This window comes from Paenibacillus endoradicis (assembly GCF_024721975.1).
Genome location: NZ_JANQBB010000006.1, coordinates 187,987 through 208,120, shown reverse-complemented (window position 1 = coordinate 208,120; position 20,134 = coordinate 187,987). Strand labels below are relative to the sequence as shown.

Annotated in this window: 16 protein-coding genes and 5 tRNA genes; 19 read left to right on the top strand and 2 right to left on the bottom strand. The window is 37.1% G+C overall.

Annotated elements, in window-relative coordinates; genetic code table 11:
• The first annotated feature begins 81 nt into the window (after positions 1-81).
• From NV377_RS19470 to NV377_RS19395, 16 genes are all read left to right on the top strand, one after another.
• Positions 82-552, top strand: coding sequence for a SprT family protein (locus NV377_RS19470; RefSeq protein WP_258202655.1), 471 nt, complete (start codon positions 82-84; stop codon positions 550-552).
• Positions 553-595: 43 nt separating this feature from the next.
• Positions 596-671: transfer RNA gene (locus tag NV377_RS19465), tRNA-Asn, on the top strand.
• A gap of 4 nt (positions 672-675) precedes the next feature.
• Positions 676-766, top strand: a tRNA-Ser gene (locus NV377_RS19460).
• Between the two features lie 150 nt (positions 767-916).
• Positions 917-991 (top strand) — tRNA-Glu (locus NV377_RS19455).
• Positions 992-1,037: 46 nt separating this feature from the next.
• Positions 1,038-1,113: transfer RNA gene (locus tag NV377_RS19450), tRNA-Lys, on the top strand.
• Between the two features lie 237 nt (positions 1,114-1,350).
• Positions 1,351-1,436, top strand: a tRNA-Leu gene (locus tag NV377_RS19445).
• Positions 1,437-1,740: 304 nt separating this feature from the next.
• The gene (locus NV377_RS19440; RefSeq protein WP_258202465.1) at positions 1,741-2,430 is read left to right on the top strand and encodes a class I SAM-dependent methyltransferase; all 690 of its coding nucleotides are present in this window, start codon (positions 1,741-1,743) and stop codon (positions 2,428-2,430) included.
• A 95-nt stretch (positions 2,431-2,525) separates the two neighbouring features.
• Complete coding sequence (locus tag NV377_RS19435; RefSeq protein WP_258202464.1) at positions 2,526-3,458, top strand: copper amine oxidase N-terminal domain-containing protein; 933 nt, start codon at positions 2,526-2,528, stop codon at positions 3,456-3,458.
• Between the two features lie 245 nt (positions 3,459-3,703).
• Positions 3,704-4,582 carry an ABC transporter ATP-binding protein gene (locus NV377_RS19430; RefSeq protein ID WP_258202463.1) on the top strand — a complete coding sequence of 293 codons (879 nt, stop codon included), beginning with the start codon at positions 3,704-3,706 and terminating at the stop codon, positions 4,580-4,582.
• Positions 4,583-4,935: 353 nt separating this feature from the next.
• Complete coding sequence (locus NV377_RS19425; protein ID WP_258202462.1) at positions 4,936-5,283, top strand: hypothetical protein; 348 nt, start codon at positions 4,936-4,938, stop codon at positions 5,281-5,283.
• A gap of 82 nt (positions 5,284-5,365) precedes the next feature.
• Entirely contained in the window at positions 5,366-7,846 is a 2,481-nt protein-coding gene (locus NV377_RS19420) for a hypothetical protein (protein ID WP_258202461.1), read from the top strand.
• Positions 7,847-8,101: 255 nt separating this feature from the next.
• Positions 8,102-9,523, top strand: a complete 1,422-nt coding sequence (locus NV377_RS19415) for an aldehyde dehydrogenase family protein (RefSeq protein ID WP_258202460.1) — start codon at positions 8,102-8,104, stop codon at positions 9,521-9,523.
• 135 nt (positions 9,524-9,658) lie between these two features.
• Positions 9,659-10,330 carry an HAD family hydrolase gene (locus NV377_RS19410; protein WP_258202459.1) on the top strand — a complete coding sequence of 224 codons (672 nt, stop codon included), beginning with the start codon at positions 9,659-9,661 and terminating at the stop codon, positions 10,328-10,330.
• A 267-nt stretch (positions 10,331-10,597) separates the two neighbouring features.
• Positions 10,598-11,659 (top strand): FtsH protease activity modulator HflK, encoded by a 1,062-nt coding sequence (gene hflK / locus NV377_RS19405; protein WP_258202458.1) that lies wholly within the window; start codon positions 10,598-10,600, stop codon positions 11,657-11,659.
• Positions 11,660-11,670: 11 nt separating this feature from the next.
• Positions 11,671-12,540, top strand: coding sequence for a protease modulator HflC (hflC, locus tag NV377_RS19400; protein WP_258202457.1), 870 nt, complete (start codon positions 11,671-11,673; stop codon positions 12,538-12,540).
• 183 nt (positions 12,541-12,723) lie between these two features.
• Positions 12,724-13,989: an MFS transporter gene (locus tag NV377_RS19395; RefSeq protein ID WP_258202456.1), complete on the top strand. Its 1,266-nt coding sequence runs from the start codon at positions 12,724-12,726 to the stop codon at positions 13,987-13,989.
• A 77-nt stretch (positions 13,990-14,066) separates the two neighbouring features.
• Here NV377_RS19395 and NV377_RS19390 read toward each other — a convergent pair whose 3' ends face one another.
• Both NV377_RS19390 and NV377_RS19385 read right to left on the bottom strand, forming a co-directional pair.
• Positions 14,067-14,294 carry a 3-dehydroquinate dehydratase gene (locus NV377_RS19390; RefSeq protein WP_258202455.1) on the bottom strand — a complete coding sequence of 76 codons (228 nt, stop codon included), beginning with the start codon at positions 14,292-14,294 and terminating at the stop codon, positions 14,067-14,069.
• Positions 14,295-14,420: 126 nt separating this feature from the next.
• Positions 14,421-15,335, bottom strand: a complete 915-nt coding sequence (locus tag NV377_RS19385; RefSeq protein WP_258202454.1) for a helix-turn-helix transcriptional regulator — start codon at positions 15,333-15,335, stop codon at positions 14,421-14,423.
• A gap of 154 nt (positions 15,336-15,489) precedes the next feature.
• On the opposite strand from NV377_RS19385, the gene yicI reads away from it, so the two are divergent.
• From yicI to NV377_RS19370, 3 genes are all read left to right on the top strand, one after another.
• Positions 15,490-17,811 (top strand): alpha-xylosidase, encoded by a 2,322-nt coding sequence (gene yicI, locus NV377_RS19380; RefSeq protein ID WP_258202453.1) that lies wholly within the window; start codon positions 15,490-15,492, stop codon positions 17,809-17,811.
• Between the two features lie 157 nt (positions 17,812-17,968).
• The gene (locus NV377_RS19375; protein WP_258202452.1) at positions 17,969-19,003 is read left to right on the top strand and encodes an AbrB family transcriptional regulator; all 1,035 of its coding nucleotides are present in this window, start codon (positions 17,969-17,971) and stop codon (positions 19,001-19,003) included.
• Positions 19,004-19,156: 153 nt separating this feature from the next.
• The gene (locus NV377_RS19370) at positions 19,157-19,939 is read left to right on the top strand and encodes a sugar phosphate isomerase/epimerase family protein (protein ID WP_258202654.1); all 783 of its coding nucleotides are present in this window, start codon (positions 19,157-19,159) and stop codon (positions 19,937-19,939) included.
• Positions 19,940-20,134: the final 195 nt, after the last annotated feature.

Here is a 20,134-nt window from a genome sequence, read left to right as displayed (position 1 = left end):
ATACTATGCTTCCGAAGCTACTTTTTGTTTGCAAAGTAGTGTCTCAAGAAGTGAACAAAAAGTTTTAAGAGGTGAAAAATGATGGACGACAAGCAATTGCAACAATGGGTGGAGCGTGTTTCATTACAATATTTTGGAAGACCGTTTCTTCATTTAGCGTCATTTAATAGTCGGTTAAAGGCTACGGGAGGGCGCTACTTCACAAATAGCCATAATATTGAGATTAGTCCTCATCAGTTAGAGGCATTCGGACAAGAGGAAACTGAGAAAATAATAAAACATGAACTATGTCATTATCATCTCCATATTTTGAAACGGGGATATAAACATCGTGATATGGACTTCAAACAATTGCTAGCACAAGTTGGTGGATCACGTTTTTGTAATACTTTGCCTGAACGTAGTGCACGAACAGGTGCAGCCTATAAATATATGTTATTATGCACGCAATGCGAGCTGAAATATTATCGGAAGCGTCGAATGGATGTGAACAAATACCGTTGTGGAAAATGCGGTGGAAAATTAATAATAAAGGTGCTTGACAAGATATAGCCTACATGGTAAATTATTAATTGTTCGCTTTAACTATTATTGTTCCCTGATAGCTCAGTTGGTAGAGCACTCGACTGTTAATCGAGTTGTCACAGGTTCGAGTCCTGTTCGGGGAGCCATTATGGAGAAGTACCCAAGTGGCTCAAGGGGACCCTCTGCTAAGGGGTTAGACTGCGTAAGTGGTGCGTGGGTTCGAATCCCACCTTCTCCGCCATATTTTTTCTTGTAGGCTTTCTTTTAAGAGGACCGTCAAGCGGTCTTTTTTATTTGATAAAATACTCGAAAAAATCGCGAAAAAAAGTGTTGCATTGTGAATTAGAACGTGATAAGATACATCTTGTCGCTTTTCAAGACAAACTAAGATGGCCCGTTGGTCAAGTGGTTAAGACACCTCCCTTTCACGGAGGTAACAGGGGTTCGAGTCCCCTACGGGTCACCACAACCATTCTTATGAGAGCAACTCACATGAGTAATGATTATCATGCGAGCCATTAGCTCAGTTGGTAGAGCACCTGACTTTTAATCAGGGTGTCGAAGGTTCGAGTCCTTCATGGCTCACCAGTTTTCTTCTTATGTTAAGTCAGCTGGATGAATGGTATTATATTGTACATATTGGCGAAAGCCATCATATAGTGAAGCCTAGTATGTTCGTATACTAGGCTTTGTTGTTTTATTGGGATATAATTATTTTTCTTAGGAATTGATGTAAGAAAAAACTTTTGAAAAATATTTAGGGATATCTTTACAACTTGTAAATTATCCTGTATTATATTTTAGTACGATAGCTTTCTTCAATGTGCGGTAGTGGCGGAACGGCAGACGCGCTATCTTGAGGGGGTAGTGGGTGTATACCCGTGGAGGTTCGAGTCCTCTTTACCGCACCAATAACTTAAACGTTCAAAGTCCTTGCATAGCAAGGGCTTTTTTGTTTATTAAAATAAGAGTTCAAAGTTGTCGTAGACAACATCTCTGAACTTTACCTCATAGTTTGACCACATTACATAATAAGTGAGATCAAGAAAATTTTAGCAGTTACTCAAATTATCAGGTTACTCGTAATAGAGAAACCACATCATTTCATGTAAGTTCATAGACAAAACCTATTAACACTATAGATACTATATATTTCTGTTATAAGTCTCCTTCTTATATGATAGTGAAAACTTGATTACATCGGAGGTAGAATGAATGGATAATCATCAAGAGATTAGTAGTGCATTTAATGAGGTTGCACAGAAATACGATGTGCAACGCAAAAAGTTAATTCCATGCTTTGATGATTTTTATGGTACAGCGACTGCACTTGCAAGTAGTAATAAAAAATCGCCTTCTATTTTGGATTTGGGTGCGGGAACAGGATTAATGTCTTCATTTCTTTTGAAAAAATACCCTAATGCATCCGTTACTTTAATTGATCTTTCTGAGAAAATGCTCGATGTAGCTAAAACAAGACTTCAATCGTATCCCAATGTTAGCTATCTCATAGCTGATTATACCAACTATATTGCGAAAGAACAGTATGACATTATTGTCTCAGCACTTTCGATTCATCACTTAACGGATCCACAGAAGTTAGAATTATATGAAAATACCTATAATAACTTGAAAGATACCGGCATATTTATTAACGCTGATCAAGTTCTTGGAGAGACAGCTTATCTTGACTCACTCTATAAATCAGATTGGAAAAACAAAGTAGAATCGAGCGATTTATGTGATGAGGAAATAGAATCAGCATATAAAAGAACAAAACTTGATAAGATGTCTAATTTAGAAGAACAATTGAAGGGTTTGAAAAACTTAGGATTCTCAGATGTGGATTGTATATATAAGTATTATAATTTTGTGGTTTTATATGGAAGAAAATCTTATATATAGTTTATTTCACTTGTCAAATCCACCAATCGTGGTTATACTTCTTAAAGGAAAAAGGGTATATTTTCCACACTACTATACATATGGAGGAAGCTGGAATGAAAAAGTTAATTATGTTACTGCTTACGATCATTTTACTTGTACCAACTGGAGTATCCGCAGCTAATAATTTATCTATAATTAAAGTATATGTTGATGGTGAGCAGCTTGTATTTGATATTGACCCTATTCAAACAGAAGGGACTACGTTAGTCCAATTTACGACGGTATTCAAAGCGTTAGGGTTACAGTACTCATGGGATCAAAAGACTAAAACAGTAACTGGCTACAATGATGATATTACTCTTAAATTAACGATTGGTAATAAAACTGCTATAGTAAATGGTGAAAAAGTTACTCTATTAGTTGCTCCGAAAGTTGTAAACGGAAATACTTTGATACCACTTCGCTTTGTTAGCGAAGCTACAGGTGCTGATGTTGAATGGAATAAGGATACTCGTACAATTACAATTGAATCATTTTATATACCGTTAGTATTTGAAACAACTACTTTAAGTGATGCAGCTTGGGGTATGACAATGAAACAAGTTAAAGCTGTTGAGTATGGTAAATTATTCAGTTCTGATACTGATTATTTATTTTTCGGTGGTATTTACTTAGCGGGTTATGATGCTGTTGTAGAATATACGTTTGCCAATAACAAATTAGGTAGAGCAACTTATTATTTAAACAATTATTTTGAAGATAATATGGATTATATTTATGCTACGTATGATTTATATTATGAGTTAGAAGCAGCATTCGGTGAACCGATATTAGATGTTGAATACTGGGCGGAAAATATAGTTGAGGAAGTTGATTTCGAAAAATATGGAGAAAGTCTAGTTGCAGGCGATCTTGATTTGGTATCTGTATGGAAATTAGAAGATACTGAGATTGCTCTTATAACATCGCTTGATGATGATGGAGAGCCATATGTTAGTATTATTTCTACAGGACTTAAATATTTCCAACCTCTATTTAAAGAGTAAACTAAAATAATTTAGTAGTATGATCACGCTTCATTGCATAAAAAGATGATATCTTTTATGTAATGAAGCTTTTTTAATTGATAACCTGATTTAGGTAATGTGACAGGTAGTTAGTGTTGTTTAATTATATGTCCATTAATATGAAATATTTATAAAGTGTGGTATCTTTATGGGGTTGAAAAGATGACTATTAATTATTTTGTATAGATAATTATATATAGTACAGATTTAACAATTTGAGGTGAATGATGGAGTCCATAATTGAACTTAGAAAAGTAAGTAAATCTTTTTCAAAAGAACATATGGTACTAGATGAGATTACTATTAAATTATTCAAGAATCAATGTATTGCAATTTTAGGTCAGAATGGCTCGGGTAAATCTACGATTTTGAAATTGATCGCTAGCCTTATCCCTTGCTCTTCAGGTGAGATAATATATGATAAAGATTCTAAAATTGGCTATGCACCTGAACAGTTCCCAAAGTTGAAATTTACCGCTGAAGAGTACCTATACGCAATGGGGCGTATTCAAAAGTTACCCAAATACGAATTAAAACAAAAAATCAATGATTTACTCTATAGATTTAATTTACACGAAAGCTACGATATGACACACTTTTCAAAAGGTATGTTGCAAAAGGTTAATTTGTTACAAGCTGTACTCGGAGATCCTAGAGTGCTTATTCTTGATGAACCACTCTCAGGTTTAGATGCAAGTTCTCGAATAGAATTGATAACGATGCTCCAAATATTTAAAGATCAAGGAATTACTATTATAATGTCGTGTCATGAAAATTCACTATTAGATGAACTTGCTGATCGCGTCATTGTAATAAAGGATGGCAAAGTTCATTCTGATAACCCAATTAAACAAGTAAACGAATCGCTTTTTAAAATTGTTTACGCTAATGATGGCGATGTTCCTATTTGTAATCTTCTTAATCCAAAACTTATTCTAACTTACAATAATGGCAATGAGCTTATCGTTAAAGAACAATATCGAGACTCTGTCTTGCTACAATTATTGCAACAAAACTATTCTATTATTTCTGTAACTAAGGAAATACAACGGAAGAGTATTTTAGAGCTTACAGGCTACAATCGTAAGGGGGACTCAATTTGACCTTACAATTGATAAACTATTTACTAAAAAGCTATATTCGCTCTCATCGCTATTTTCCTGCAATCATACTCTTGTTATTATGTATAATGCTCCTTTACTCCAATAAACCGAATCCTGTTATGGAAACGTACGCTTTGTCAGCAGTCTTCCTATATATTATTTCTGTTTGGATTTGCTATAGTTTCATAGGTTCTACTAACAGAATCCAGGGCCAAATTATTTCTTTACATGCCGGAAGTGTTCGTACATATTTAATCGGTAAAATTGTGATGGTATCTTTATTTTGTTTATGTTTATGTTTATTTGCAGTAATTTATCCACTCGCAATGAATATGTTCAATGAGCCACTAACTTTGAAAATGTTGTTATTAGTACTAGCAGTACATCTCGAAATATCACTTCTAGGCATTATTATTCCATTGTTTTTTAACAGTTCGTTTATTAAAAGCGGTAGTTTGTCTGTTTCATGCATACTAATGATACTTGCTGTTACAATAGCTAAGGAAGGAATTGTAGAAACATTAGGATCTTGGACTATATATCCATTTTGGGTATTACCACCAGCGTTTCAAATGATTAATATGTTATCTAACTATGAAAATTATTCCGCAGGATCAATTGTTACTGTACTATTTGTTCCGATGTTATACTTCTCGGTGTGTATTTGGATTTATTTGAGGCTACAACAAAAAAGAATGTAGATAACAGTCTAGGAATAAAAATGGTGTGATATAATATTTCAAGATTGGAATATATTTCTAATGTTTTCTGATCTATGAGGATATGAAAACAGTTAAGGAGGAGTTCATAATAGAATCGCAAAATAAAATGAATGAAATTGAAAAGCAGATCGCAAAGCTTGCCGAGGAGCTGAAAGCTATGCAAAAAGAAGCAGATCAGCAAGCCTCACAGCAAGGAGCGAATTCACAGCAGCAAAGTCAAGTCCCGCCACAAGGAGCGAATCCACAGCCGCAGAGTCAAGTCCCGCCACAAGGAGCGAATCCAGCGCAGTGGAATCAAGTCCCGTCGCAAGGAGCGAATCCAGCGCAGTGGAACCAAGTTCCGTCGCAAGGAGCGAATCCAGCGCAGTGGAACCAAGTCCCGCCACAAGGAGCGAATCCACAGCAGTGGAACCAAGTCCCGCCGCAAGGAGCGAATCCAGCGCAGTGGAACCAAGTCCCGCCGCAAGGAGCGAATCCTCAGCAGTGGAATCAAGTCCCGTCGCAAGGAGCAAATCCACAGCAGCATAGACAAGTCCCGCCGCAAGGAGCGAATCAACAGCAGCAGAGTCAAGTCCCGCCACAAGGAGCGAATCCACAGCAGTGGAACCAAGTCCCGCCGCAAGGAGCGAATCCACAGCAGTGGAATCAAGTCCCGTCGCAAGGAGTGAATCCACAGCAGCATAGACAAGTCCCGCCGCAAGGAGCGAATCCAGCGCAGTGGAATCAAGTCCCGCCGCAAGGAGCGAATCCAGCGCAGTGGAATCAAGTCCCGCCGCAAGGAGTGAATCCACAACAGTGGAATCAAGTTCCGCCGCAAGGAGCGAATCCAGCGCAGTGGAATCAAGTCCCGCCGCAAGGAGTGAATCCACAACAGTGGAATCAAGTCCCGCAGCAAGGAGCGAATCCAGCGCAGTGGAATCAAGTCCCGCCACAAGGAGCGAATCCACAGCAGCAGCAACATGTCTACTACCAACCTTATACTAATGAAGAAAAAGAAAAATCTACTCGTAATTTCGAGAATGTACTAGCACGTGTTTGGCTACCTACGGTATTTATTATTGTTATGTTAGTTGGTATGCTTTGGGGCTTTGTTGCAGTTGTGAAAGAAGGATATTTATCTGAACCAGTTCGTTGTTGGCTAGGGGTATTTGTTGCAGTTGTATTATATGTATTAGGTTTAAGTCAATATCGTCATAAACGAGCTGCACTTGGAAAAGTACTATTAGGTGGTTCTCATGGTTTACTAATTATTACGATATCAGTAGCACATCTCGCCTATGAAATACTTCCTATACCTTTAGCAATTGTTTGCTATATCATAGCATTTGCACAAATTATATATTCGTCTATACGTTGGAAATCTCAAACATTAATTACAATCGCAATCATCTCAGGTTTTCTCTGTGCTCTATTGGTAGATCTAACAGAGATTAATGGCTCACTGTTCATTATTTCACAATTAGCATTTTCAATATTAATGTTAAATCTAAGCTATAAACTTATGTATCAAGTAGCTTACTGGTTTGCATTTGTTCTACTTCATTTCTCATTACTTATTGCATACGAAAAATTCTTTGCTATTCCAGAGAGTTTATATGTTATCGCAATCATTATTCAGCTCATTTGTTTGTTTGTTCATTTCCTATTAGATAAACGACATACGATAAACTACATTGCTATGCAAGCTGTCGCAGTACCTAGCGCGTTACTTTGGACTTATTCCTTATTAGCGGACAATTATAAGTATTCATTTTGGATAGGATTAGCTCTTATGCTTCTTTGTTATGTAGGAGGATCTTTCTTCTTCAATAATAAGATTATTGTAGCAGTAGCAGAAAATAAAAAAAATTATCGATTCCGCCATGAGCTAAGTTTAATAATTTCTAGCTTCATTGCATTAATACTATTTGTTGATCTCGCAGCCAATGACTATAAATCAACAATGGTACAATTGATCGTAGCCATTTCGTTAATTATTGCGATAAGAATGAAATATATTGCATATGGAATCCTTTCCTGTCTAGTTTTTGTAACAGTTTCTATTGTAGTTATGCTGCATAAAGTACCATATATAATCTCAGGTGAAATGTTAAATTGGATAATTATATTTGTTTCATTGTGGTTCATTTATAATCAATATGAATCTAATATTGTTAATCATAGTAATAGTGATGATGATGTTACGTTGCCGGTTATACGTTGGCTTTCAGCTTTTGTTGGATTTTTATTTATATCGATGTTATCGCTTCTAGTTAGTAGAGAACTCGAAGTTGAAACGCAGCATTACTTTATGTCTGCCTTCTGGACGATCTATGCTATAGGTGCCATAGTCCTTGGGCTGCTGAAAAAATGGACTAAACCTAGAATTACAGGGATTTTATTATTATTTGCTGTGTTGATGAAAGTCATCTTCATCGATATACCGCATGTACATCTTGGTATAAAAGCAGTTATTTTCATCCTTTTAGGTGGAGTGGGTATTCTTATTTCTCGCTTAATGTATAACACTCAAAGAGAGAACCAACAAAATAATCAAGAGTAAATAGTTTAAGGAGCCTTTCCAAAAGTAGTTTTCGTGCTGCTTTTGGAAAGGCTCTGTTTTTCATCTAAGCTAAAGATTCAAATCCAGCGACTGCCACAAGTTCTGTGATCAAATTTGAATTTCATTAGTCACGTAGTTATACTAAGAAGCTAGTGTTAGAAATATTTAAAGTAACATCTATGGGTAGTAAGTAGTAGAGAATAGTAGCCTAGCGGTACTTAAACATAGGAATATCAACAAGAAGGAGATTATGAGATGAAGAAGCATTTATTTATTGGTGGACAAGAAGTTTCAGCCGAACATTATGAGCCTTTGCGTTCTCCTTATTCAGGTGAAATAATTGCAACGATTGCACAAGCAACAGTAGGACAATTAGATGATGCGATTGCTTCAGCACAAGCAGCAAGTACACTGCAACGAAAACTTGCTGCACATGAACGAGCACTTATTTTAAGCAAAGTAGCTCAATTGCTTGAGGAGCATAAGGACGAAGCGGCAAAATGTATTAGTCTAGAAGTAGCGAAACCGTTAAAGCAATCTTATATAGAAGTAGAGCGTACCATTCAAACATATCTATATGCTGCGGAAGAAGCAAAACGGCTGAATGGTGAGATGGTTCCAATGGGAGCTATGCCAGGTGGTGAAGGTAGATTAGCGTTTACGATTCGTGAGCCGATCGGGGTAGTTGGAGCAATTACACCATTTAATTTCCCGATGAACTTAGTAGCCCATAAGATTGGTCCAGCAATCGCAGCTGGTAATACAGTTGTATTAAAACCAGCACCTCAAACACCATTGTCTGCATTCTTTATTGGAGAGTTATTCAAGGAGGCAGGTCTACCGGATGGCGTATTGAATATCGTGACAGGTGACGGTGCGCTGCTCGGAGAGTATCTTGTAGCAGATCCACGAGTCAATATGATCACATTTACAGGTAGCCCAACGGTAGGAAAGAGAATATCTCAGCTTGCAGGAATTAAGAAGCGTACGCTTGAACTTGGATCTAATTCAGCAGTTATTATTGACGATGAGATGATGACTGAACAAGTTATTCAGCGTTGCGTCACGGGGGCATTTAGCAATAATGGACAAGTATGCATTTCATTGCAACGGATATATGTAATTGGAAATCAGTACGAGAGTTTTGTAGAAAAACTTGTTGAAGCTGCGTCACAATTACAACTTGGAGACCCATTATCTAATGAGACTGATGTTTCAGCACTTATATCTAAGGCATCAATCTCTCGCTCTTTACAATGGATTCAAGAAGCGATCGGAGATGGTGCTTCTCTAGCCTTGGGAGGTAAAATTAAAGATGATGTAATTCTTGAGCCAACAATTATGCTAAACGTGCCACAACATTCAGCAATTAGCTGCCAAGAAGTATTTGCTCCAATAGTTATTGTAAATAAGGTTGCTTCGATGGATGAAGCCATTGCAATGGTCAACAATTCAGCATATGGCTTGCAAGCAGGCGTCTATTGCAAAACTCTTGAAACAGCTTGGAAAGCGGCTGCTAATTTACAAGTAGGCGGAGTGCTAATTAATGATATTCCAACATATCGTGTAGATCACATGCCTTATGGTGGCGTAAAGCTTAGCGGTACTGGCAAAGAAGGCGTACCTTACGCTGTGGAAGATATGACAACGAGTAAGCTAATTATTGTAAAGGTGTAGTCCTTTACTCTTACTAAATTATCGTGCATGTTCAAAAACATTGCTGATGGTCACGAAGAAAATGCAACGTAACATGGTGGTTATCGCGTATAGTAATGGATGAAAACAAAATTAAATTATCTAGGGGGAGAGTATATGATACGAGCTATTGTATTTGATTTTGATGGGTTGATAATTGATACGGAAACACTTGAGTACGAGTTGCTACAACAAATTTACGCGGAATATGAGGTTGAGTTGCTAATCGAGACCTATGCGCAAAACATTGGATCGAATATAGGTGAATTTAATCCATATTCTAATCTTTCAAATGCGTTAAACCAAGAGATAGAAGCTCAATTCGTGAAAAATCTTCATAGAGAAAGATTACAATTGCAGTTACCTAACCTTGTGTTACGCGATGGTGTAATGGATTATATACATCAGGCCAAACAAATGAATATGAAAATTGCGTTAGCAACCAGCTCTAACCGCAAATGGATAGATGATTTTTTTGCTAGGTTTGATCTATATCAATATTTTGATTATATTTGTACTTCTGATGATGTCACGCATGTTAAACCTAATCCAGAGCTCTACTTGCGAGCTTTATCGTTGTTAGGTGTCGAAGGCCATGAAGCGATTGCATTTGAAGATTCTCATAATGGTTCAATAGCTGCGGTAGCAGCGGGGATGCATTGCGTCGCAGTTCCAAATCCGGTCACGCAACATTTTACGTTCGAGCATTGCTCGTTAATTCTAACATCGATGGCACAAACAACGTTATCTGAAGTAATTGATAATATAGAGGGAAAAAATAACACTTAAGATTAGAGTTTTTAATTTGTTATATCATAAAAGAACTATCTATTTGCGTATAATAGATAGTTCTTTTTATTTTCCTAATTATGCCTAGTTACAGTGATTTGAAAGGTCTGAATAATTTCAATGATTCGAAGGATATCAAGGAACTAATGGGTCGTTGAGAATGCCTAGTAATAGTAAACCTTAAAATAAGCTTAAAAAACTGTGACCAAATGGCAAATAATTCGTATAAAGTAATATGATGTATCGAAATTGAAAGGGGAGTTGGATTTGAACTTTGAAACTAGAAACAACGAAGAGCGAGAGCAATCAAGGAATGATGTTCCTTGGAATCCGAAAGTTATTGGTAAATCAGTAATGGGTGTTTGTATTGCTATTATTTTATTGTACATCGGATTTACTTCATTCTACACAGTAGAGGAACGAGAACGTGCTGCGATATTAACATTTGGTAAGATTACACATGAGGAAACTTCAGGTTTACATTTCAAATTTCCATATCCTATTCAAGATGTAGTCATTGTGCCAGCGGAAATGACTCAATATATTACAATTGGATATCGTGAATCGGCAAATGGTGACATTGTTGATGAGGCCGAGGCGATGATGATTACAGGCGATGAAAACATTGTGTCTGCTGATGCTGTTATTACTTGGAAAATAGGAAACATCAAAAATTACTTAACGAATATTGATGATCATGAAACATTTTTACGTAACTCTTCCATAGCATCAATTCGCTCGGTGATGGGTGCACAGAAGTTAGATTATGCAATTACTGACGGTAAAACAGTTATTCAAGAATTAGCAAGAGAACAGTTAATGCATTTGCAAGAAAAGTATGAGACAGGAATTATTATTATTGACTTGAAATTCCAAGATATTGAACCACCAGATGGTCAAGTAGCAGATGCTTTCCGTGCGGTGACAAATGCAAGAGAAGAGAAGAACACAAAAATTAATAACGCGACAAAGTATGAAAATGATCGTATTCCAAAAGCTCGTGGTGAAGCGCAAGCTTTAATTGAATTAGCAGAAGCGGAAAAGGCATCGCGTATTCTGAATGCACAAGGTGATGTAGCTAAGTTCAATGCCATCTACGCAGAGTATGCCAATAATAAAGATATTACGGAAAGTCGATTAATTATCGAGACATTAGAAAAAATTCTGCCTAAAGCTCAAATTATTATTACAAATAACGGTAGTGATACGGTGAACTATTTACCACTTAATGAGCTTTTGAATAAAACGAACAGCTCATCCTCAAATAGCTCAGCATTAAATAATTCATCATCTGGCAGTTCGGATTCCAGCTCTGCTGGCACGCAGTAGGGGGAGAAAATATGAAAAAATTTAAACTTACTGGATTTATTATCGCAGGTATTCTAGTCGTTATTTGCTTGTTTGGATCATTATTTATCGTCAAAGAAGGCGAATATAAAATCATATTGCGCTTTGGTGAAGCCATTGATTCGAAGTCAGAACCAGGACTTTATATGAAAGTTCCGTTTATCGACAATATTAAGGTGTTGCCTAAGTATCAGATGACCTATGAAAATGTACCGACTCAAATAATGACGAAAGACAAGAAAGTTATTCTAGTCGATAATTATACGGTATGGAGAATAGATGATCCGGTAAAATTTAATAAAACGAGCCATAATGTAAGTGACGGAGCACAAAGGATTAATGAAGCAGTATACAACTCTGTACGACGTAAACTTTCTGAAGTGAATTATGATGAAATTATTAGTGAAAATACAGCAAGAGGTGATTTGAATGATGAAATCACTAAGGATGTAGCACTATCACTACAACGTGATAATTATGGTATTAAAATCGTCGATGTTCGTATTAAGCGTACTGACTTACCTGAAAGTAATAAGGAAAGTGTCTATAATCGCATGATTTCCGATCGTCAGTCGATTGCTGCCCGTTATCTTTCAGAAGGTGATGAAGAATCTAAGAAAATAACGTCGAAAGCAGATCGTTCAGCTCTAGAATTAATGGCTCAAGCTGAGGCGGATTCAAAGAAGATCGTTGCTGAGGGTGAACAAGAGGCAGCGAAAATTTATAATGAAGCTTACGGCAAGGACCCCGAGTTCTACAATCTGTATCGAACGCTTGAAAGTTATGTTGTCACGATGAGTAATAATCCAGTCATTATGATGCCGATTGACTCTCCATATGCTCAAATATTGTTAGGCGAATAGAAAGTATTTAACACCATAGTCTGTATGATTCTTATCTAGAATCACAGTACTATGGTGTTTTTATATGTAAAATTTTCGTGGATTTTTGAAGTATATACTATACAAATAGTCAAGTTTTATAGTATGTTCATTCTCGGACAGTAATTAAAGGTAAATTCACTGAAAAAGAAGGATCACTTTCACATGTCACTAACATCAAGAACCGAGCAACATCAACATTTTGGGATGGAAATACAACCCCGAGTTTGGTGGAATGTACGTGTAGATTTTGTTGCGACTTTGTTTTTTAGCCTTTTCAATGTAGTGATGAATCAGTTTTTCATCGCTTTTGCCATACAAGAAGGTGCTTCTAATTTACAAGTAGGGATATTGTCAGCTGCTCCAGCAATTGGGTTGATCTTTTCACCTATTTGGGCTTCATGGATTGAAAGAACCGACAAGCCGAAGCCCTTTACTATTATTCCAAATATGATCGGTCGTCTAATGTTATTATTACCTGCTATATTCCCTGATCCTAATGTATATGTAGTAACCGCTATTATGTTTCAATTGCTAATGGGAATTCAAGCGCCAGCCTATGCTTCGCTAGTATCAAGAATCTATCCATCTAATGTGCGTGGTCGACTAATGGGCTATGTTCGTGTTGGCATGGGGGTATTAATGATTCCAATGGCGTATCTAATTGGTAGTTGGACAGATATGATGGGACCAAGAGGACCATTAATTGCAGCTGCTATTGCTGGTTTTATTTCAGTAAGCATCTTCAACTCAATTAAAGTATCTAAACAAGGCACTCATTCTAATAGAGGAGTTGCTGCTATAGCTAAAGTTGGTAAAAAGGCTCAATTGCTCGAACAACTTCAGCTAGTGAAGAGCAATAAAGTGCTCGCATTATTTCTTATGGCAACAACTTTCTCCGGCTTTGGAAATATGATGTCTATCCCGCTATATCAGATTATTCAAGTCGATGTACTCGGATTATCTAATGTAGAAATAGGTTATGCACGTGTCGCTTATTATATTGCACTATTATTAACGTTCTGGTTAGGCGGTATTATGATTGATCGCTTTGATATAAAGTATACGCTTTTGATTGGTATAGCTGCCTATGCGATTGTACCAATGTTATATAGTCTCTGGGGTAACTTTACTGCTATATTAGTTGGGAATGCGATTCAAGGAATAGGTGAAGCCATCTGGGAAATAGGAATTATGGCATTCATCTTCAAAATCGCGCCTGGACGAGAAGCCGTGGTCTTTGGCATTCATCTGATGACGTTTGGAGTAAGGGGAACAATCGGACCATTATTAGGAACAGCATTGACTTCTATTATGGAAATTAATATTATTCTTATAATTGCGTCGGTTTGTGCTTGGATCGGAACATTTGTCTTTATATGGGGCAATCGAGATCGAAATAGAAAGAAATTGGTCAATACTATAACATAATCGCTTCTTATTATGATTTTAAATAACAACAAAAGGGACGAAGCTACTTAGAAAAGTAGTTCCGTCCCTTTATGTATTTAGTAAAGAGATATCGTTAAAGTATGATGTTCTGTTAACGCATGTAGCGTCGCTTCTGAACCAATAACTTCGATACTGATGAGTGTAGCTAAGCAAAGTTTCAAAGCTTGCTTACCTGTTTCCCATTTTTGATTCAAGATAGCTTCTAGTTTACGCATGGCCTTCTTATTGAGTTCTTGCATATATACAGGTATCTGTTTTTCTTGGAATACAACTGTAGTTGTCATGATTTATTCCTCCAACACAACAAAGTATGAATGTATTGTAGCGAATCAACCTTAAGATTACCTTAAAAATCGAATATAAACTGTAATAAAATTACTAGAAATATACAAAATCACATTAGAATTTTCTTAGGAAGTATGCTCAACGGAATGAACAAGCATTTTTTTACGGTATTCAGATGGTGTACAGTTCATTTGCTGACGAAATACTTTAACGAAATAACTCATATGATCAAAACCAACATCTAATGCGACGGTTGAGATTTTGTTGGATGGATCTAGTAATAGCTCACAGGCACGACGTATGCGATAGGAATTAACATATTCGATTGGAGTTTGTCTCGTCATGCTTTTGAAGAAACGACAGAACTGACCATCACTCATTGGAATTTGTTCCGCTATTTGCGAAATTTTGAGCGGATGATTGTAATTGGTTTGAATATAGCTAATGACCTTTTTCAATCGAATCGTTTTCGTATGATCGTGTAATTCACGGTTGCTCCTATTAGTATGTCTACCTTCAGGTAAAATGGTCTGTAACATATGCAACAAGAGTGACTTAATACTAAGCTCATATCCCAAATCTTGCTGATCACAATGTGATAATATATTTTTGAGTGTATCCAAGAGTTGTTTCTCCCAGCGTGATTGTGGCTTAATATGACGGGGGAAACTGCGAGTACGATCAAATAGAGGTGCAACGTACTCAGCTTGTATCACATCATAGCCAGCACTTGCTAATAACTGAGGATCGAATACGACAGCTCCGTACATACAGGTTGCATTATGGTGCGAATGACCAGTATGAATTTCTCCACTATCTATAAATATTGCTTCCCCTGCTTTGACTACATAGTAATCTGTATCCACTTGAAATAATACTTCTCCTTGCATACAAAAGAAAAACTCCATTTCGCTATGCCAGTGACAATCTAATATAGGGGCACCTACAACATTTTGATCGATCCAATATGCTGCGAGTGGAAATTGCTCATTACCATGAAGTCTATTTTCTTTCAGTGATGTTTTAATACTTAAGTCCATTTGTGACACCCTCTTATACAAATATCAAAATAGTGCTATATTTTAGCATTATACTGTTAGAATTGTTCTTATTTTATCAGTATAATGCAATTATATCAAATTAACTTACTGTCCAATTACGATACATTAACAATAGAAAGGTTGTGCTTTTTCGATGAAATTTACAAATGGTAACTGGTTAATCCATGAGCAATTTAATGTTCAAGGCGCAGTCCAAGCACATGAATTCTATGAAAAGGATGGCATACTAACGGCTTATGCTGCACCACGTCCACTTATAAATAGAGCTAGTATGTTAGACACAATGCTATTAACGATTCAATTCCATTCTCCACTTCCAGGGGTTATTGGAGTGAAAATTATTCATCATTCAGGCGTGCGCAATCTTGGTCCTAACTTCGAACTTTCTAAATCAGACGAGAGTAACGCTATTATTGAAGAATATGAGCACGAAGCAGTGCTTACTAGCGGTGACTTAAGCGTTCATATCGCTAAGGGCCCAGAATGGAAAGTTGATTTCTTCCGTGGAGGTAAACGTCTAACTGGAAGCGGACAACGTTCTATGGCCTATATTACTGAAGGTAAAGAGCGTGCGTATGTTCGTGAAGAACTTGATCTTGGTGTTGGTGAATTAGTATACGGTCTTGGAGAACGTTTCACTCCATTTGTGAAAAATGGTCAAACGGTTGATCTTTGGAATCAAGATGCTGGTACAAGCTCTGAGCAAGCTTACAAAAATATTCCTTTCTATATGACGAATAAAGGATATGGTGTATTCATCAATCAACCTGAACTTGTATCTCTTGAAGTAGCTTCTGAAAAAGTGAAAAAAGTTCAATTTAGCGTTGAAGGCGAATCACTGGAATACTTTATTATTGATGGCCCTGATCTGAAAGGTGTGCTTGATCGTTATACACAACTTACAGGTCGCCCTGCATTACCGCCAGCGTGGACATTTGGTCTATGGTTGAGTACTTCATTCACAACGAACTACGATGAAGCAACAGTGAACTCATTTGTAGATGGTATGGTTGAACGTGATCTTCCGCTTCACGTATTCCACTTTGACTGCTTCTGGATGAAAGAATTCCATTGGACAGACTTCAAATGGGATGAATCTGTATTCCCAGACCCTGAAGGTATGCTTGCACGCTTGAAAGAGCGCGGTTTGAAAATATGTGTATGGATTAACCCTTATATTGCACAACGTTCTCGTCTATTTGAAGAGGGTAAAGAAAATGGTTACCTTGTGAAAAAAGCGAATGGAGATGTATGGCAATGGGATCTATGGCAACCAGGAATGGGGCTTGTAGACTTTACTAACCCTGCTGCATGTGAATGGTATGCATCATACTTACGTGAACTTGTAGATATGGGCGTAGATAGCTTCAAAACTGATTTCGGTGAGCGTATTCCAACAGATGTTATATACTTTGATGGATCTGATCCGAACAAAATGCATAACTATTATACTCAACTTTATAATAAGGTCGTATTTGAAGTTCTTGAAGAGAAACTTGGTAGAAATGAAGCAGCAGTATTTGCTCGTTCAGCAACAGCTGGCGGACAAAAATTCCCAGTACACTGGGGTGGTGACTGCTATGCGGATTATGAATCGATGGCAGAAAGCCTTCGTGGTGGATTATCTCTAGGTATGTCTGGTTTTGGTTTCTGGAGTCATGATATTGGTGGTTTCGAGAATACTGCTCCTAGTCATGTATTTAAACGTTGGTTGCAATTCGGTTTACTATCTAGTCATAGCCGTCTACATGGTTCGAAATCTTACCGAGTGCCTTGGGATTATGATCAAGAGGCAGTTGACGTTACTCGTTACTTTACGAAGTTGAAATGTTCACTAATGCCTTACTTATACAATACTGCAGTCCAAGCCCATGAACTAGGCATTCCTGCAATGCGTTCAATGGTACTTGAGTTCCATGGAGATCCAGCGGTGGAACAACTTGATCGTCAATATATGTTAGGTGATAGTATACTTGTCGCTCCAATCTTCAATGAAGAAGGAGATGTGAGTTATTACCTTCCAGCTGGTCAGTGGACACATCTATTAACAGGTGAAGTAGTAACAGGTGGTACTTGGAAATCAGAAACACATGGTTTCATGAGCTTGCCATTGTTCGTTCGACAAAATACAATTCTTGCCATCGGTGCAGTTAACGATCGTCCTGATTATGACTTCGCAAATGGGGTTGAATTACAACTTCATAACTTACAGGATGGCGTAACAGCAACGACTGCTGTTCGTGATGTTAAAGGCAATGTTTCTTTGACTGTTGAAGCAACTCGTAATGGTAATTCAATCTCGGTAGCTTTGGAAGGTGTGGAAAATCCACTTTCAATTGTTGTTAAAGGTCAGGGTGAGGTTTCATCTGTAGAAGGGGTAGTAGCAATCGTTGAAGCAGGTCGCATTGCACTTAATGCGGTAGGTAACGCGCAGTTTACAATTAAATTAGCTTGATAACAAAATAAATGAACAACAGGATTTAGGTGCCCGTAACCTAAGTCCTGTTGTTCATTTTTGAATCTTTAAATTAGTAACGTCCATGTACTGTATACTGCTATACTAGTTATAATATGGAATACCATACTCAACACTAGATGAGAGAAGGAACAGCATGAAGACTACTTATTTACCTATTATAAAAGTTAGTGTAGTTTCAGTGATGGGGGTTATGCTATTCCACCTATTTTCACTTCCTATGCCATGGATGCTAGGTCCGTTATTTGCAGTAATGCTTTCTCAATTAACTTTCAAAACAACATGGGGTTGGCCAGTTACTTTTAGAAATATTGGCTTGGTTATACTTGGGACAACGATAGGAGAAGCATTTACAGTTGTAGCTCTCAAGCAGATGGACCAATATGTGTTATATATGGTCTTCATGAATATAATTCTGATTATGTCTTGTATCTTACTTGCAATGATCACACAAAAAGTAACGGGCGTGTCATTAATGAGCGCTTTAACAGCAAGTATACCAGGGGGATTATCACAATCCGTTGCATTTGCAGAGGAACATAAAAATATTGATATTGGCATAGTGACGTTCTTTCAAGTCGTACGAGTCATATCTATTGTAAGTATTGTGCCATTTCTAGTGAGTGGACATACGATTAATGATTCGTTATCTATGAAGGAAGCGTCTCCCTATTGGGCTGTTTTGTTATTAATAATTATTTCTTATTTATCTGTAGCAGTAGGGAAAAAGATAAAACTACCGGTACCTTATTTTTTGATGCCCGTTATCTTAGGGATAATACTTAATATTAGTGGTGTAAATGTACCAGTTGTTCCATCAAACCTGCTTCATATTGCACAATTAACGATTGGTGCATATATAGGACTACTACTCAAGCCACATATGATTAAGTTACCTTGGAAAGTTGTTGTAATGGGCCTATTAAGTTCGATCTTGATTTTAGTTATTAGTTATTTATTCTCTTATCTGTTAATGGAAATGATCGGTGAAAGCTTTGCTACAAGTTTTTTGAGTACAGCTGCAGGTGGAATGGACCAAATGACACTAATTGCTGCTGCAATAAAAGCAGATTCTACCGTCGTCACGATCTTCCAAATGTTTCGATTGCTCTTTATATACCTCTTAGTACTTCCGGCGCTTAGTTGGTATGCTCAAAGAAACAAAATTTGATGAAGTAGTCAACTATGAAAAGTCTTTAATGACTAAATAGCATAAGTTTTTGCTAATATAATTAATGTTTTTATAACAATGTATGCGCTATACTTATTACAGGTAGACAAAATAAGACATAAATTGATAACTATATAAAGGAGTTTGAATATGATGAATAGAATGTCAATCGGATTGCAGCTTTTCACGCTTCGTGAACAATTAGAAGCAGATTTTGAAGGTACTTTACGTCATGTTGCAGGATTAGGGTATGAAGGTGTAGAATTTTTCCATTATGGAGATATTCCAGCTGATAAAATGCGTGAACTATTAGATGAGCTTGGCATGAAAGCGATTGGTAGTCATATTCAATTATCAAATTTGAAAGATAACTTAGATAACGAAATTGCATATTTGAAAACAATTGGTGCGAAATATGCGATCTGCCCTTGGTTAGCTCCAGAACTTCGTGATGTAGATGCGTGGAGCCAACACCTTATTGATCTTGCTGAAATTGGCCGTGCTTGTACTGAGCAAGGTATTGAATTCTTATATCATAATCATGATTTTGAATTTAGTACTCTAATTGACGGTCAAATGGTGTTCGAAGCACTATTCGAGCGTATTCCAGCTACAGATCTTAAGGTAGAAATGGATATCGGTTGGGTGCAATACTCTGGAATCGATCCAGTAGGTTACATTAACAAATATGCTGGTCGCTTACCGTTGCTTCACTTGAAAGATTTCTTGAAGGAAAGTCGTGATCCTGAAAAACAGATCGATACTGTTGAACTAGGTGAAGGTGTTCTTCCATTGTTAGATATTGTGAAGGCAGCTTCTGATGCTGGTGTTGAATGGATTATCGTAGAGCAGGATTCATGTGTGAATCCACCACTTGAATCAATTGCAACAAGTTACAATTGGGTACAACAGAATTATCTAAATCAATTCAAATAATAGATTAATAAGGTGCAAGTTCAAATGTAGACTTTCAGAACCGAGAAGATAGCGCGCAACTTGAGGAAGGAGGACGCTCCAATGTACGTAATTGGTACATGAGTCCCAGACTTCCCAAGTTCGTTTTATATTCGATGTCGATTAAGCATTATGCATCGCTTCGTTATCAAAGTCTACACTTCTTGAACAACCTCA

Bases quoted from the DNA above. Each gene is read 5' to 3' on its own strand.
- NV377_RS19470 (WP_258202655.1), top strand. From the start codon at position 82: ATGGACGACAAGCAATTGCAACAATGGGTGGAGCGTGTTTCATTACAA.
- NV377_RS19440 (WP_258202465.1), top strand. From the start codon at position 1,741: ATGGATAATCATCAAGAGATTAGTAGTGCATTTAATGAGGTTGCACAG.
- NV377_RS19435 (WP_258202464.1), top strand. From the start codon at position 2,526: ATGAAAAAGTTAATTATGTTACTGCTTACGATCATTTTACTTGTACCA.
- NV377_RS19430 (WP_258202463.1), top strand. From the start codon at position 3,704: ATGATGGAGTCCATAATTGAACTTAGAAAAGTAAGTAAATCTTTTTCA.
- NV377_RS19420 (WP_258202461.1), top strand. From the start codon at position 5,366: ATGAAAACAGTTAAGGAGGAGTTCATAATAGAATCGCAAAATAAAATG.
- NV377_RS19415 (WP_258202460.1), top strand. From the start codon at position 8,102: ATGAAGAAGCATTTATTTATTGGTGGACAAGAAGTTTCAGCCGAACAT.
- NV377_RS19410 (WP_258202459.1), top strand. From the start codon at position 9,659: ATGATACGAGCTATTGTATTTGATTTTGATGGGTTGATAATTGATACG.
- hflC (WP_258202457.1), top strand. From the start codon at position 11,671: ATGAAAAAATTTAAACTTACTGGATTTATTATCGCAGGTATTCTAGTC.
- NV377_RS19395 (WP_258202456.1), top strand. From the start codon at position 12,724: ATGTCACTAACATCAAGAACCGAGCAACATCAACATTTTGGGATGGAA.
- NV377_RS19390 (WP_258202455.1), bottom strand. From the start codon at position 14,294: ATGACAACTACAGTTGTATTCCAAGAAAAACAGATACCTGTATATATG.
- NV377_RS19385 (WP_258202454.1), bottom strand. From the start codon at position 15,335: ATGGACTTAAGTATTAAAACATCACTGAAAGAAAATAGACTTCATGGT.
- yicI (WP_258202453.1), top strand. From the start codon at position 15,490: ATGAAATTTACAAATGGTAACTGGTTAATCCATGAGCAATTTAATGTT.
- NV377_RS19375 (WP_258202452.1), top strand. From the start codon at position 17,969: ATGAAGACTACTTATTTACCTATTATAAAAGTTAGTGTAGTTTCAGTG.
- NV377_RS19370 (WP_258202654.1), top strand. From the start codon at position 19,157: ATGAATAGAATGTCAATCGGATTGCAGCTTTTCACGCTTCGTGAACAA.